Raw genomic sequence first — 14472 nt, 5'->3', positions numbered from 1 at the left:
ATCAGACCTCGGAGAGCTCTGCTTCCTTGGCCTTCAGGAGCGAGTCGACCGTGTCGGTGTACTTCTTCGTCAGCACGTCGAGCTCCTTCTCCCCGCGGGTGCCCTCGTCCTCGCCGACCTCGCCGTCCTTGACGAGCTTGTCGATCGTGTCCTTGGCCGCCCGGCGCACGTGCCGGATGGAGACCTTGGCGTCCTCGCCCTGCGAGTGCGCCAGCTTGATGTACTCCTTGCGGCGCTCGGCGGTCAGCTCGGGCATGGTCACGCGGATGACGCTGCCGTCGTTGCTGGGGTTGGCGCCCAGGTCCGAGTCGCGCAGCGCGGCCTCGATGGCCGTGAGCGAGGACTTGTCGAAGGGGCTGATCAGCAGGGTGCGCGCCTCGGGGGTCTGGAAGGAGGCGAGCTGCTGCAGCGGGGTCGGCGAACCGTAGTAGTCCACGGTGACCTTGCTGAACAGGCCCGGGTTGACGCGCCCGGTGCGGATGCCGGCGAAGTTGTCCTTGGCCACCTCGACGGCCTTGTCCATCTTGTCCTCGGCCTCGAGCAGTGCGTCCTCGATCATGTGCGTGGTCTCCTTGTCCGGCCGTGTCGGCCTCGCGCGCGGCTGGGCCGCGGATGGTCTGCGGTCAGTCTCTCACTCAGGCGTGCACGACGGTGCCGATGGACTCGCCGAGCAGGGCGCGGGTGACGTTGCCCTCCCCCTCCATGCCGAAGACGACCATCGGCAGGTGGTTCTCGCGGCACAGGCTGAAGGCGGCGGCGTCGACGACCTTGAGGTTGCGCTGCAGGGCCTCCTCGTAGGTGACCCGCTCCAGCCGCTGGGCGTCGGGGTTGGTCCGCGGGTCGGAGTCGTAGACGCCGTCCACGCCGTTCTTGGCGATGAGCACCTCGTCGCACTTGATCTCCAGGGCGCGCTGGGCGCTCACCGTGTCGGTGGAGAAGAAGGGCATGCCGGCGCCCGCGCCGAAGATGACCACGCGTCCCTTCTCGAGGTGGCGGATGGCCTTGCGCGGGATGTACGGCTCGGCGACCTGGCCCATCGTGATGGCCGTCTGCACACGGGTGTCGACCCCGGTGTGCTCGAGGAAGTCCTGCAGCGCAAGGCAGTTCATGACCGTGCCGAGCATGCCCATGTAGTCCGCGCGGCTGCGGTCCATGCCCTGCTCCTGCAGCTGGGCCCCGCGGAAGAAGTTGCCACCACCGACGACGATGGCGACCTGGACGCCCTCGCGGACCGCCGCGCCGATCTGCTCGGCGATGCCGCGCACGACGTCGGGGCTCAGGCCGACCTTGCCGCCGCCGAAGGCTTCGCCGGAGAGCTTGAGGAGGACCCTGCGGTCGGCCTGGGGGGTGGTCTGGTCGGTCACGTGGTGCTCCCTGGGTCGCGTGCGGGTTCGCCCGATCCTTCCACAGGTCGCACCCCTGCGATGACCCTCCGGGTCACCCGGGCGTCACTTGACATCTGGTCACCTATTGTCAAGTGACCGGTGTCTCGATACGGTCGTCCGCACCAGCCCCCGGATCGCGGGTGGCCCTCGACGACGAGGAGCACGTCATGGCGACAGCGGCACCCCCACCCCCGGCGGCGGCCTGGCGCGACGGCAAGCGCTACCTGTGGCTCATCGGGCTGGTGGTCCCGTCGCTCGCCTTCGTCGGCTACCTCGGGCACGCGGTCACCGGGTGGTCCTGGTGGCTGTGGCTCGGGCCGATCATCATCCTCGGCGTCATCCCCGCGATCGACCTCGTCGTGGGCCGGGACCGCACCAACCCGCCGGAGGAGGCGGTCAAGGCCCTGGAGGCCGACCCGTACTACCGGTGGATCGTCTACGCCTACATCCCCATCCAGTACCTCGGCTTCGTCGCCGCGATGTACCTCATCGCCCGCGGCAACCCGCTGCCGGCCATCGCCGGGGCCCTCGGGTCGACCTCGTGGCTGGACGCCCTCCCCGGGGCCCTGGGCGCCCCCTTCGAACTGACGACGGCCGAGCGCATCGGTGCGGCGATCTCCATCGGGTGCATCGGCGGGATCGCGATCAACACCGCCCACGAGCTGGGCCACAATCGACCCAAGCACGAGCGGTGGCTGTCCAAGGTGGCCCTCGCGCAGAGCGGGTACGGGCACTTCTTCATCGAGCACAACCGGGGCCACCACGTGCGCGTCGCGACGCCGGAGGACCCGGCGAGCTCGCGCCTCGGGGAGAGCTTCTACGCGTTCTGGCCGCGCACCGTCGTGGGCTCGCTGCGCAGCGCGTGGCGGCTCGAGGCCACCCGCCTCCGTCGCCGTGGCAAGCCGGTGCTCCACCCCGGCAACGACGTGCTCAACGCGTGGGCCATGACGCTCGTGCTGTGGGGGGCGCTCGTCCTCTGGCTCGGCATCGGGGTCCTCCCCTACCTGCTCCTGCAGGGGTTCATCGGCCTGAGCCTGCTCGAGGTCGTCAACTACCTCGAGCACTACGGCATGCGCCGGACGAAGGTCCACCACGGCGAGGTCGAGCGCTACGAGCGCGTCCTGCAGAGCCACTCGTGGAACTCCAACAACATCGCGACCAATGTCTTCCTCTACCACCTGCAGCGGCACAGCGACCACCACGCCAACCCCACCCGCCGCTACCAGGCGCTGCGCGACCACGAGTCCGCGCCCGTCCTGCCGACGGGGTACGCCGGGATGATCGTGCTGGCGCTCCTGCCGCCCCTGTGGCGGCGCGTCATGGACCCGCGGGTCGCGGCGCACTACGACGGCGACCTGTCCCGGGCCAACATCGACCCGCGCAAGCGCGAGCGGATCCTTGCCGCCGGTGCCGCGACGGCGGGCGCACCTCTCGCCGACGAACTCGTCCTCACCGCACCCGACGACGTCACGACCGCGACCTGCCCGGGGTGCGGCTACCGCTACGTCGTGGCCGCCGGCGACGAGCACGAGGGCTTCGCCGCAGGCACTGCGTGGTCGGAGGTGCCCGTCGACTTCGCCTGCCCGGACTGCGGCGTGCGCGACAAGCTCGACTTCGTGCTCGAGTCGGTATGAGCACGTCGCTGCTGCGCGAGCGGATCCTCGACGCCACGGCCGGCATCACGATCGGCGGCGGCTGGGCCGCGGTGTCGATGGGCAAGGTCGCCTCGGCCGTCGGCGTGAGCCGGCAGACCGTGCACACCGAGATCGGCACCAAGGCCGAGCTCGCCGAGGCGCTGGTCATCCGCGAGGTCGAGGGATTCCTCGCCGAGGTGATCACCGGCTTCGACGGCGCGCCGGACGTGCCCACGGCCATCGAGCGCTCGATCACCCGCGTGCTCATCCGGTCCGAGGAGAGCGCGCTCGTGCGCGGGGTCGTCGGCGCCGCCCACGGCGCCGACACGGAGCTGCTGCCGCTGCTCACGACGCGGCCCGAGCACCTGCTCGAGCTGGCGACCGCGACGGTCAGGGGGCTCGTCGCCCCCTTCGCCCTGCCGTTGCCGCAGGCCCGCATCGACGCGACGATCGAGGTCATCGTGCGCGTCGCCCTCTCCCAGGTCATGCACCCGACCGGCGCGCCCCACGAGGTCGCCGAGCACCTCGCGTGGATGGTCCGCACGGTCCTGGAGGCACTGCCCCGGACATGACGAAGGGGGCGTCGCACCGTGTGGTGCGACGCCCCCGTCAGACCTCCGCGTGGGAGGTCGGTCGTCAGGACCCGACGCGGAAGCGCGCGAACTGGGTCGCGCTGGCGCCGGCCTCCTCGAGGACCTTGCCGACGGACTTCTTGGAGTCCTTGGCGAAGGGCTGGTCGAGCAGGACGTTCTCCTTGAAGAAGCCGTTGACCCGACCCTCGACGATCTTGGGCAGGGCAGCCTCGGGCTTGCCCTCCTCCTTGGCCGTCTCCTCGGCGATGCGACGCTCGTTGGCGACGACGTCGGCGTCGAGCTCGTCGCGGGTGAGGACGTTGGGGCTGAACGCGGCGATGTGCATCGCGACGTCACGCGCCACCTGGGCGTCCCCACCCTCGGTGCCCAGGAGGACACCGATCTGCGCGGGCAGGTCGGGGCTGGTCTTGTGCAGGTAGGCCGAGACCTGGGGGGCCTCGATGCGGGCGACCCGCTTGACCTCGATCTTCTCGCCGATCGTCGCGTTGGCGTCGTCGAGCAGGTCCTTGACGGTCTTGTCACCGGTGGGGGCAGCCAGCAGGCTGTCCGCGTCGGTGGCCTTGGCCGCCACGGCCGCGGCGAGGACCTCGTCGGCGAGGGCGCCGAACTTCTCGCCCTTGGCGACGAAGTCGGTCTCGCAGAGGACCTCGACGAGGGTGCCGACGCCGTCCTCGGCCTGGGCGACGACCAGACCGTTGGAGGTGGTGCGGCCCTCGCGCTTGGTGACGCCCTTGAGGCCCTTGATGCGCAGCAGCTCCTGGGCCTTGGCCTTGTCGCCCTCGGCCTCGTCCAGCGCCTTCTTCACGTCGAGCATGCCGGCGCCGGTGCGCTCGCGCAGCTCCTTGATGTCAGCGGCGGTGTAGTTCGCCATGTGTGTGTCCGCTCTCCTTCGTGGTGACGATGGTCGGTGAGGTGGTGCTCAGGCCTCGGGGGTCGCCTCGGCCGTCGCGTCCGCGGCGGGAGCCCCGGTCGCGGCCTCGGCGGCGGGGGCCTCGGTCGCAGCCTCGGCGGGCGCCTCGGTGGCGGCCGGAGCGGCGGTCTCGGTCGCCGCAGCGGCCTCGCCCTCACCGGCCAGGAGCTCGCGCTCCCACTCGGCCATCGGCTCGGCCTCGGTGGAGGCACCGGCGGAGGCGTTGCCGCCACCACGGGCCATGAGGCCGTCGGCCACCGCGTCGGCGACGACGCGGGTCAGCAGCGTGACGGAGCGGATCGCGTCGTCGTTGCCGGGGATCTTGTAGTCGACCTCGTCGGGGTCGCAGTTGGTGTCGAGGATCGCGATGACCGGGAGGCCGAGCTTGCGGGCCTCGTCGACCGCGAGGTGCTCCTTCTTGGTGTCGACGATCCAGACCGCGGAGGGCACCTTGGTCATGTTGCGGATGCCACCGAGGGTCTTGTCGAGCTTGTCCTTCTCACGGCGAAGGATGAGCAGCTCCTTCTTGGTGTAGCCGGAGCCGGCCACCGTGTCGAAGTCGATCTCCTCGAGCTCCTTCAGGCGCGTGAGGCGCTTGGAGATCGTCTGGAAGTTGGTGAGCATGCCACCGAGCCAGCGGTGGTTGACGTAGGGCATCCCGACGCGCGTCGCCTGCTCGGCGATGGGCTCCTGGGCCTGCTTCTTCGTGCCGACGAAGAGGATCGTGCCGCCGTGGGACACGGTCTGCTTGACGAACTCGTAGGCGTCGTTGATGTAGGTCAGCGACTGCTGCAGGTCGATGATGTAGATGCCGTTGCGCTCGGTCATGATGAAGCGCTTCATCTTGGGGTTCCAGCGACGGGTCTGGTGCCCGAAGTGGACGCCGCTCTCCAGGAGCTGGCGCATGGTGACGACGGCCATGCCGAAGTCCTCTCGTCGAAGGGTTGTCAGTTGTCTCCTGGTGCTCCGGCCCACCCCGCCCGGCCGTGAGGTCGGGACTGCCGTGGTGTGCCCCGGATTCGGAGGGATCTCGTCACCCGGTGGAGGAACACGCGAATTCATCCAGACACACTGGATGTGCCCGTCATCCTACGCAGCGGGGGCGAAGGGAGGAAATCGGCGCGACCTCCTAGGGTCGGGACCATGAGCGACCCCCTCGTGAGCCGGATGCAGCCCCACGCGGAGACGATCTTCGCGACGATGTCCGCCCTCGCGCTCGAGCACGGCGCGATCAACCTCGGACAGGGCTTCCCCGACACGGACGGGCCCGCCGAGGTGCTCGAGGCGGCTCGTGACGCGATCGACGCAGGCCACAACCAGTACCCGCCGACGGCGGGCATCCCGGCCCTGCGCGAGGCCATCGCGGCCCACCAGGCCCGGCACCACTCCCTTCGCCCCGATCCGGCCGACGAGGTGCTCGTGACCTCCGGCGCGACCGAGGCGATCGCGGCCGCCGTGCTCGGTCTCGTCACGCCGGGCGACGAGGTCGTCGTCATCGAGCCCTCGTACGACAGCTATGCAGCCGTCATCGCGCTGGCGGGCGGGGTGCGGCGCACGGTGCCGCTGCGCTTCCCCGACCTCTCCCTCGACCCGCAGCAGCTGGCGGCGGCCTTCTCCGACCGGACCCGGGTCGTCGTGGTCAACAGCCCTCACAACCCGACGGGCAAGGTCTTCACCCCGGATGAGCTCGCGCTCGTCGCCGACCTCGCGCGGCGTCACGACGCCTGGGTGCTGAGCGACGAGGTCTACGAGCACCTGACCTTCGGCGTGCCGCACGTGCCGATCGCGACGCTGCCCGGCATGTGGGAGCGCACGCTGACCGTCGGGTCTGCGGGCAAGTTCTTCTCCGTGACGGGGTGGAAGGTCGGCTGGCTCACCGGTCCGGCTCCCCTCGTGCGCGCCGCCCGCGCGGTCCACCAGTACCTGACCTTCACCACCGCCTCCCCCTTGCAGCACGCGGTGGCCCGGGCGCTCGACCTCGGCCCGGCACCCCTCGACGAGCTGCGCGACTCGCTGCGGGACCGCCACGACCTCCTCGTCGACGGGCTGCGGGACGCGGGGCTGGAGGTGCGTCCGTCGCAGGGCACCTACTTCGTCATCGCCGACGCCGCCGCGCTCGGGGTGGACGACGCCGTGCAGTGGTGCCTGCGCCTGCCCGCAGACGCTGGCGTGGCGGCCGTGCCGGTCTCCGTCTTCTGCGACGACCCCACGGCGACGGCCTCGCTCGTGCGCTTCGCGTTCTGCAAGCAGGCGCCGGTGCTCGAGGAGGCGTGCCGGCGGCTCGCCGTCCTCACCGCCTGATCCACAGCCGGAGACTGGCCGCGGGCGACGTCCACAGTCACGTCGGGCCCCGTCTCGGGCAGGACGAAGGGGGCGACGCTGGCGGGCATGACGCCCACCTCTCTCCTGGCCCTGTTCGTCGCGGGCTCCGTCCTCGCCCCACCATCGGCCACCGCGCCGCCCGCTGCGTCCGTTCGCTGGACCTGGCCGGTCGGTGACGGGACGCGGCCTCCGCTCGTCGCCCCCTTCGACGCGCCGGAGGAGCAGTGGGGACCCGGCCACCGGGGCATCGACCTCGGGACGGCGCGGGGTGAGCCGGTCCGGGCGGTCGATGCCGGTGAGGTCACCCACCGTGGCCGGATCGCCGGCCGGGGCACGGTCACGGTCACGCACGCGAGCCGGGTGCGCAGCACCTACGAGCCGGTCGACTCCGCGGTCCGCGTCGGTGACCGGGTCCGACGCGGCGAGATCATCGGTCGGGTGGGCGACGAGCCCGGTCACTGCGCTCCCGCGGCCTGCCTGCACCTGGGCGCCAAGCGAGGACCGACCTATCTGGACCCGCTCGGGTTCTTCGGGGCGCGGCGGGTCGTGCTGCTGCCCTTGCCGTGAGCGACGCCCGGGTCGAGGTGGGACACGCCGACGGGTCGGCCCGGCCACACCTCGACCGACGAAGGGGGCGTGCGTGGGCTCAGGCGCGGGGGTGGGCCTGCTCGTAGCTGCGACGCAGCCGGTCGAGGGAGACATGGGTGTAGATCTGCGTCGTCGCCAGGGAGGAGTGGCCGAGCAACTCCTGGACCATCCGCAGGTCGGCTCCGCCCTCGAGCAGGTGGGTCGCCGCCGAGTGCCGCAGACCGTGCGGACCGACGTCTGGCGCGTCGGGGACGTGGGCGAGGAGGGCGTGGACGACATCGCGCACCTGCCGCGGGTCGACCCGCCGGCCACGGCGCCCGAGGAAGAGGGCCGCACCGGAGGCCTCGGCGGCCAGGCGTGGGCGACCTCGCTCGAGCCACTCCCCCAGGGCCTGGTCGGCCGGCGCTCCGTAGGGCACGACGCGCTCCTTGCGCCCCTTGCCGAGGACGCGCACGACCCGGCGGGCGCGGTCGACGTCGTCGACGTCGAGGCCGGTGAGCTCGCCGACGCGGATGCCGGTGGCATAGAGCAGCTCGAGGACCGCCCGGTTGCGCAGGTGCACGGGGTCGTCGTCGTCCGCCGCGACCGCGGCCACGTCGAGCACGCCGGCCGCGCTCTCCCTGCTGAGGACCTCGGGCAGGGTCCGCTGCCGCTTGGGCGAGGCCAGGCGGAGGGCCGGGTCGACCTCGACCCGACCGGTGCGGCGCGCCCAGGCGAAGAAGGACCTGATGGCGGCCGAGCGCCGCGAGAGCGTGGCCCGGGCCGCCCCGTCGGCGGCGAGACTCCCCAGCCACGCGCGCAGCAGTGACAGGGAGACCTCGGTGAGGTCGTCGCACCCCTCGGCGGCGCACCATGCCAGACAGGCCCGCACGTCACCGGAGTAGGCGCGGATCGTGTGCTCGGACCGGTCCCGCTCTCGCTCGAGGTGGGCGACGAAGTCGTCGACGCACTCCGCCGTCCAGCGTGGGGGCGGTGACGGCTGGCGGTCACGGTCGGCGCTCACCCGACCACCGTGCCACGGTGGCGCGTCCGCCCGGCGGACCTCAGGCCGCCAGGGTGGCGGCGAGCCGCTCGACGCAGGGCGTATGAGGGTCGCATGAGGGTTCTTCATCCGGCCTGCGAGGCCCTCGCGCACCGCCGCCAGGCGCCGTCGTCGTCCTGCTCGGCCCACCCCTCCAGCGACATCACGGACAGCTCGGCGAGGACCTCCTCCACCGGGAGGACGAGCTCGTGGGCCACCGCGCCCGTCGTGCGTCCCACGCGGACTCGCAGCAGGTCGTGGATGCGTCGCTGGCCCGGCGTCATCGCGTCCAGCTCCCGGGCCGGCCCGAGCTGCTCGACGGGCAGGTCGGTCGCGTCACCGACGCGCGCGGCGAGGGCGAGGACCTCGGCGGTGTCGATGACGAGCGAGGCCCGCCCCTTCTGGATCCACTCGTGGCAGCCCGCCGACGACATCTGGGTCACGGGCCCCGGGACGGCCCCGATCGGTCGACCGAGCATCTCGGCCCAGCCGGCGGTGTTGAGGGAGCCGGAGCGCAGCCCGGCCTCGACGACGACCGTCGCCATCGACAGGGCAGCGATGAGGCGGTTTCGCGCGAGGAACCGGTGGCGCATGGCCACCGTGCCGGTCGCCAGCTCGGTGATGACGACACCGGCCTCGGCGACCGCGTCGACGAGCCGACGGTTGCCCTCCGGGTACACGCGGTCGGGACCGCACGGCAGGACGGCGACGACCGGCCCCTGCACCGCGAGCGCGCCCTGGTGCGCGGCCGCGTCGATGCCGAAGGCAGCGCCCGAGACCACGCTCCAGCCCCGACTCGCCAGCCCGGCGCCAAGCTCCCGCGCGATGGCCTCGCCGTACCCGGTGCTCGCCCGCGAGCCGACGACGGCGACGGACTGCTGGGCCAGGTCCGTCAAGCTCCCCTGGCCGCGCACGTGCAGCAGGTGCGGCTCGATGCCGGGCACGGACAGCGTCGTGGGCCAGTCGGCATCGCCGGGGATGACCACCCGTGCCCCCACCCGGGTGACCCGGTCGAGCTCCGCGTCGACGTCGACTCCCGCGACGTGGGCGCGGGCGCTGGCGCTGCGGGGCAGGTCGCCGTCGACGAGCCGGTGCCAGGCCTCGACGTGGCCGACGGCGAAGACCTCCGAGAGCAGGTGGAGCGGCGAGTCGCTGGCCCGCTCGCGACGATTTTCCAGCACGCGGGACCAGGCGATGCGGGCTCGTCTCTCGTCGGTGCCGACCTGGGCGTGGGCGCGGGCTGCCTCGGCGAGGGTCGGCTGGCTCCCGCTCATGCCGCCACCGCGCCCTGGGTGCGGTACATCAGGGCCAGCCCCACATCGGTGGCGCTCGGCGTGCCCCGGCCGTTGAGGTCGGCGCTCGTCCAGGCCAACCGCAGGACACGGTCGTAGCCACGCAGGGTGACCTGCCCGAGGTCCAGGGCGCGGTCGAGCGCCGCCGTGGTGGATGACGGCAGCCGCCACGGTGTGCGCCGCAGCACCGGCCCGGGCACCTGGCTGTTGAGCTGCCAACCCTGCATCTCCCACCGTCGGCGCTGCGAGGCCCGGGCGGACACCACCCGCTCGGCGACGTCGGCGCTGGAGTCCGACGGTGCCTCGTGCAGGTCGGCCAGGCTGACCTTGGGCACCTGGACCTGGATGTCGACCCGGTCGAGCAGGGGTCCGCTGAGCCGGGCGGCATAGGCCCGCCGCTCGGTGGGGCGACACCGGCAGAGCAGCCCCTTGCCGTGGCCCTCGCCGCACGGGCAGGGGTTGGCGGCGAGCACGAGCTGCACCCGGGCGGGGTAGGCCACCTGCTCGCGGGCGCGGGCGACGACCACCTGACCCGACTCCAGCGGCTGGCGCAGCGCCTGCAGGACCGCACCGCCGAACTCGGCGGCCTCGTCGAGGAACAGCACGCCGTGGTGGGCCTGGGAGACCGCCCCGGGCAGGACCGCCCCGCTGCCACCCCCGACGAGCGCCGCGACGCTCGCCGAGTGGTGCGGCGCGACGAAGGGGGGTACCAGGTCGATCCCCTGGCTCGGCATCGACCCCACGAGGGAGCGGACGGCCAGCGTCTCGAGGGCCTGCTCGCGCGTCAGCGGCGGCAGGATCGTCACGAGCCGCTCGGCGAGCATCGTCTTGCCCGATCCGGGTGGGCCGTTGAGCAGGAGGTGGTGCCCGCCGGCAGCGGCCAGCATCAGGGCCGCCCGCGCCTCGTGCTGGCCGGACACGTCCGCGAGGTCCACGCGCCGCCCGTCCGCAGGGACCGGGGCCGCTGACGTCTCGGGGGCCTCGGGCAGCAGGCCGCGCGGTGCGCCGCGGTATGCCTTGACGAGCCCGTGGAGGCTGGTGGCGGTCGAGACCCGCACCCCGTCGACGAGTCGGGCCTCGACGACGTCCTCGGGGGCGACGACGACGTGCGCGCACCCGGACCGCTGCGCGGCGAGCACCGCGGGCAGGACGCCGGCGACGTGCCGGAGTCGGCCGTCGAGTCCGAGCTCGGCCAGGTGCGCGATGCCTCGGACGGCGCCCACGGGCAGCTCACCGCAGGCCGCGAGCGCCGCCACGGCGATGCCGAGGTCGAAGCCGGTGCCGTGCTTGGGGATCGAAGCCGGCGAGAGATTGAAGGTCAGCTGGCGGGAGTTGAGCGAGACGTCGGCCGAGAGGCACGCCGCCCTCACCCTCTGCGGCGCCTGGCGCAGCGCGGTGTCGGGCAGACCGCTGATGTCGAAGGCCGGCAGCCCCCGGCCCACGTGACACTCGATGTCGACGAGGTGTCCGGCGATGCCGCGCAGGGCGACCCCACGGGTCACGCCGACGCTCACTGCCCCACCCCCGCCACGTGCTCCACGGCGTAGGTGTCCGCGTGGTCACGGTGCAGCGCGACGATGTCGATGCGCACTCCTCGCGCCGAGACCTCGTGCTCGGCGAGCCATCGCCCGGCCAGCCGGCGCAGCCGCCGCAGCTTGGCCCGGGTGATCGCCTCGATCGGTTCGCCGAAGGCGCGGCTGCGCCGCGTCTTGACCTCGCAGACGACGATCTCGTCGCCGTCGCGCAGGACGAGGTCGATCTCGCCCGTGCTGCACCGCCAGTTGCGCGCGAGCACCTGCATCCCCCGCGCGACCAGGTACTGCTCGGCGAAGGCCTCACCCTCCGCTCCCACGCCGGCCCGCGTGTGCCCCTGCTCGTCCGTCCTCGTCCGGGTCATCGGTGACCACCTCCGGCACCCAGTCAACGGGGCCGGTCGGGCGGCGAGCAGACCTGCGCCGGGTCTGTGGACGAGTGGCGAGCGCCCAGGCCGGATGTGGACGGAGCACGCTCCAGTGGTCGTGGACGGACCAGGACCCGCACGTCGTGGAGGCTAGAAGCCGCTGTCCGGCATCTCCAGCTCGGACTTCGCCAGCTCCTCGACGTTGACGTCCTTGAAGGTGACGACCCGCACCTGCTTGGCGAAGCGCGCGGGACGGTAGATGTCCCACACCCACGCGTCCTGCATCGTCACCTCGAAGTAGACCTCTGCCCCCTCGCCCCGCACCGTGACGTCCACGCTGTTGGCCAGGTAGAAGCGCCGCTCGGTCTCGACGACGTGGCTGAAGAGGTGGACGACGTCGCGGTACTCCCGGTAGAGCGCCAGCTCCATCTCGGTCTCGTACTTCTCCAGGTCCTCCGAGCTCACCGGGGCCTCCCTTCGCTCACCGTGCCGGCGAGGAGGCCACGCTCCTCACCCGGTCCTCGACCATCATCGCCCACGGCGGGCGCGCCGTCGGCGCCCACCCCCGGCAGCGACCACGAGCGCCGGTGCTCGACGCACGGGCCGTGCAGCCGCAGGGCGTCGAGGTGGGCGCTCGCCGAGTAGCCCTTGTTGTCCTCCCACGCGTAGTGGGGGTGCGTGCTCGAGAGCTCGACCATGCGCCGGTCGCGCTCGACCTTGGCCAGCACGCTCGCGGCCGCGACGCTGCTGCACCGCATGTCGGCCTTGATCATCGTGCGCACGGCAGGGGTGCTCGCCCCGCCGCCGAGCTCGGCGAAGAGGCCGACCTCCCCGGGGTCGGTCAGCCAGTCGTGGTTGCCGTCGAGCAGGACGAGATCGGGGACGACGTCGAGCTGGGCGAGTGCGCGCGTGCCCGCCAGGCGAAGGGCGGCGATGATCCCGATCTCGTCGATCTCGGCGGGCAGGGCGTGGCCGACCGCGTGGGCCAGCGCCCACCGCCGCAGCCGCGGCACCATCGCCTCGCGGGCCGCGGGCGTCAGCAACTTGGAGTCGCGCACGCCCGCGGGGGCGGTGCGGCAGGTCTCGTCGATGACGACGACCCCGACGCTCACCGGACCGGCCAGTGCGCCGCGGCCGACCTCGTCCATGCCCGCGAGCACCCGGTGCCCGGCGCGCTGCAACTCGCGCTCGACGCGCAAGCTGGGGCGACCCGGGCGGGCCGGACGGCGGGCGGGACTCACGACGTGTGTGGCTCGCGCGACGGCGGGCCGAGCGAGCGGTTGCTGCCCGCGTCGGGGACCTCGGTGAAGACGTCGGAGTGGCCGGAGAGTCCGGACATCCGGTCGAAGGGCCAGACGGTGGCCACGGCCTTGCCGACGACCAGGTCGAGGGGCACCGAGCCGTCCTGCCCGTCGCCGCTCGGGTCGTGGTAGCGCGAGTCGGAGGAGTCGCTGCGGTTGTCGCCCATGACCCACATGCGGCCTGCCGGGACGGTGATGTCGAACTCCATGTCGCTCGCCGTCACGCCCGGCTTGAGGTAGGCACTCTCGTCGACCGGCTCGCCGTTGACGAGGAGGCGGCCCTCGGCGTCGCAGCACTGGACGTGGTCACCGGGCAGCCCGATGACCCGCTTGATGAGGTGGCCCTCGGAGGTGTCGGGCAGCAGGCCGACGAACATCAGGGCGTCGCGCACGCCGTTGAGCACCGCGCCGTGGTTGGCCTCCGGGGTCGGGCTGAGCCAGTCACCCGGGTCCTCGAAGACGACGATGTCACCGCGCTCGATCTCGAAGGGGCCCGGCGTGAGCTTGGAGACGACGACCCGGTCCCCCACGAGCAGGGTGTCCTGCATCGACTCGCTCGGGATGAAGAAGGCCTGCACGAGGAAGGTCTTGACGATGAAGGAGAGGGTCAACGCCATCGCGAGGACGACGACGACCTCGCGGACGGCCGCCCCGAAGCGGGCTCCCAAGGTCCGCTCGTCACGGACCCGTGCTTCCCGGGCACGCTCCTCGTGCGCGTCCTGCGCCTCTGCGTGCGCGGAATCAGGGTCGTGTGCCACGGGTCTCTTCCTCTAACGCGCCCGACCGGTCGGGCGTCCTGCAGACAGTATGGATGCTGGCGGGCGCTGTGGTGGTCACCCGCGCGCCGGTGTGCGCGCCGGTGTGCGCGCCGACACCGGCTCAGTGCTCGAGGCCACCGAGGCGATCGAGCGGCCAGTAGCGCCACGACACGTGACCGACGACGTCCTCAACCGGGACCATGCCGCCCCCGGGGTCGCCCAAGTGCGCGCGGGAGTCGGCCGAGTCGCTGCGGTTGTCGCCGAGGACGAACAGGCGCCCCTGCGGGACCTCGACGTCGAAGGGGGTGTCACACGCCGCCGTGCCCGGCTCCAGCCACGGCTCGGTGACCTGGTCCCCGTTGACGACCAGCCCGCCCTCCGGCGTGCACGTGAGGTGGTCACCGCCGACACCGGCCACCCGCTTGAGGAAGTCCTGCTCCCCCAGCCGGATCGAGAGCGTCGAAGCGGCCCCGGAGAGGATCCGGCCGATGAGCCCGTCGGAGGCGAAGGGGGTGCGGTCGGCGACCGCGAAGGTGTCCGTGCCGTCGAAGACGATGACGTCACCCCGCGCGATGTCGGCTGCCCCGATCTTGGTGACGACGACCCGGTCGCCGGGCTCGATCGTCGGCGCCATCGAGTCGCTCGGCACGTGGAAGGACTCCATGACGAAGATCCGCAGCAGCATGACGAGCAGGACCGCGACACCGATCTCCAGCAGCCACCGACGCGCCGGACGCACGTCGACCCCCGCCGCGTCTGCGGCGGGGG

16 protein-coding genes are annotated in these 14472 nt (G+C 72.4%); 4 read left to right on the top strand and 12 right to left on the bottom strand.

Annotation, left to right across the window (positions count from 1 at the left end; all coding sequences use genetic code 11):
• Window position 1: 1 nt before the first annotated feature.
• Together frr and pyrH are read right to left on the bottom strand one after the other, a co-directional pair.
• On the bottom strand, window positions 2-559 hold the full coding sequence (gene frr, locus JAN01S_RS00835) for a ribosome recycling factor (protein ID WP_068312211.1): 558 nt from the start codon (window positions 557-559) through the stop codon (window positions 2-4).
• Window positions 560-635: 76 nt separating this feature from the next.
• Window positions 636-1364 (bottom strand): UMP kinase, encoded by a 729-nt coding sequence (pyrH, locus tag JAN01S_RS00830; RefSeq protein ID WP_068312208.1) that lies wholly within the window; start codon window positions 1362-1364, stop codon window positions 636-638.
• A gap of 161 nt (window positions 1365-1525) precedes the next feature.
• Here pyrH and JAN01S_RS00825 point away from each other — a divergent pair, with 161 nt between their 5' ends.
• Both JAN01S_RS00825 and JAN01S_RS00820 read left to right on the top strand, forming a co-directional pair.
• Complete coding sequence (locus JAN01S_RS00825; RefSeq protein ID WP_244884694.1) at window positions 1526-3019, top strand: fatty acid desaturase; 1494 nt, start codon at window positions 1526-1528, stop codon at window positions 3017-3019.
• Complete coding sequence (locus JAN01S_RS00820; RefSeq protein ID WP_068312205.1) at window positions 3016-3591, top strand: TetR family transcriptional regulator; 576 nt, start codon at window positions 3016-3018, stop codon at window positions 3589-3591. Before JAN01S_RS00825 ends, JAN01S_RS00820 begins: the two co-directional genes overlap by 4 nt.
• A 64-nt stretch (window positions 3592-3655) precedes the next feature.
• On the opposite strand, the gene tsf is transcribed toward JAN01S_RS00820, so the two are convergent.
• Together tsf and rpsB are read right to left on the bottom strand one after the other, a co-directional pair.
• Window positions 3656-4483, bottom strand: coding sequence for a translation elongation factor Ts (gene tsf / locus JAN01S_RS00815; protein WP_068312202.1), 828 nt, complete (start codon window positions 4481-4483; stop codon window positions 3656-3658).
• Window positions 4484-4531: 48 nt separating this feature from the next.
• Entirely contained in the window at window positions 4532-5443 is a 912-nt protein-coding gene (rpsB, locus tag JAN01S_RS00810; protein WP_068312199.1) for a 30S ribosomal protein S2, read from the bottom strand.
• Window positions 5444-5665: 222 nt separating this feature from the next.
• Between rpsB and JAN01S_RS00805 the strand changes: the two genes are divergently transcribed.
• Both JAN01S_RS00805 and JAN01S_RS00800 read left to right on the top strand, forming a co-directional pair.
• A complete protein-coding gene (locus tag JAN01S_RS00805) occupies window positions 5666-6823 on the top strand; it encodes a pyridoxal phosphate-dependent aminotransferase (protein ID WP_068312196.1) in 1158 nt (385 codons plus the stop codon).
• 87 nt (window positions 6824-6910) lie between these two features.
• Window positions 6911-7411 (top strand): murein hydrolase activator EnvC family protein, encoded by a 501-nt coding sequence (locus JAN01S_RS00800; RefSeq protein WP_068312193.1) that lies wholly within the window; start codon window positions 6911-6913, stop codon window positions 7409-7411.
• A gap of 79 nt (window positions 7412-7490) precedes the next feature.
• Here JAN01S_RS00800 and JAN01S_RS00795 read toward each other — a convergent pair whose 3' ends face one another.
• The 8 genes from JAN01S_RS00795 to lepB (JAN01S_RS00760) form a co-directional block, all read right to left on the bottom strand.
• Window positions 7491-8435, bottom strand: coding sequence for a tyrosine recombinase XerC (locus JAN01S_RS00795; protein ID WP_068312189.1), 945 nt, complete (start codon window positions 8433-8435; stop codon window positions 7491-7493).
• 104 nt (window positions 8436-8539) lie between these two features.
• Window positions 8540-9727, bottom strand: a complete 1188-nt coding sequence (gene dprA, locus JAN01S_RS00790; protein ID WP_068312186.1) for a DNA-processing protein DprA — start codon at window positions 9725-9727, stop codon at window positions 8540-8542.
• The gene (locus JAN01S_RS00785) at window positions 9724-11259 is read right to left on the bottom strand and encodes a YifB family Mg chelatase-like AAA ATPase (protein ID WP_068312183.1); all 1536 of its coding nucleotides are present in this window, start codon (window positions 11257-11259) and stop codon (window positions 9724-9726) included. Before JAN01S_RS00785 ends, dprA begins: the two co-directional genes overlap by 4 nt.
• The gene (locus JAN01S_RS00780) at window positions 11256-11642 is read right to left on the bottom strand and encodes a YraN family protein (RefSeq protein WP_068312180.1); all 387 of its coding nucleotides are present in this window, start codon (window positions 11640-11642) and stop codon (window positions 11256-11258) included. The genes JAN01S_RS00785 and JAN01S_RS00780 overlap by 4 nt, the downstream gene beginning before the upstream one ends.
• Window positions 11643-11795: 153 nt before the next feature.
• Window positions 11796-12110, bottom strand: a complete 315-nt coding sequence (locus JAN01S_RS00775; RefSeq protein WP_068312176.1) for a DUF2469 domain-containing protein — start codon at window positions 12108-12110, stop codon at window positions 11796-11798.
• On the bottom strand, window positions 12107-12886 hold the full coding sequence (gene rnhB, locus JAN01S_RS00770) for a ribonuclease HII (protein ID WP_068312173.1): 780 nt from the start codon (window positions 12884-12886) through the stop codon (window positions 12107-12109). The genes JAN01S_RS00775 and rnhB overlap by 4 nt, the downstream gene beginning before the upstream one ends.
• Window positions 12883-13704, bottom strand: coding sequence for a signal peptidase I (lepB, locus tag JAN01S_RS00765; RefSeq protein ID WP_068312170.1), 822 nt, complete (start codon window positions 13702-13704; stop codon window positions 12883-12885). The genes rnhB and lepB (JAN01S_RS00765) overlap by 4 nt, the downstream gene beginning before the upstream one ends.
• A 121-nt stretch (window positions 13705-13825) precedes the next feature.
• On the bottom strand, window positions 13826-14472 hold a 647-nt coding region (gene lepB, locus JAN01S_RS00760; RefSeq protein ID WP_306305621.1), incomplete at its 5' end, for a signal peptidase I.

The organism is Janibacter anophelis NBRC 107843, from assembly GCF_001570945.1.
GTDB classification, from domain to species: Bacteria; Actinomycetota; Actinomycetes; order Actinomycetales; family Dermatophilaceae; genus Janibacter; species Janibacter anophelis.
This window is presented reverse-complemented; position numbering and strand designations above follow the sequence as displayed.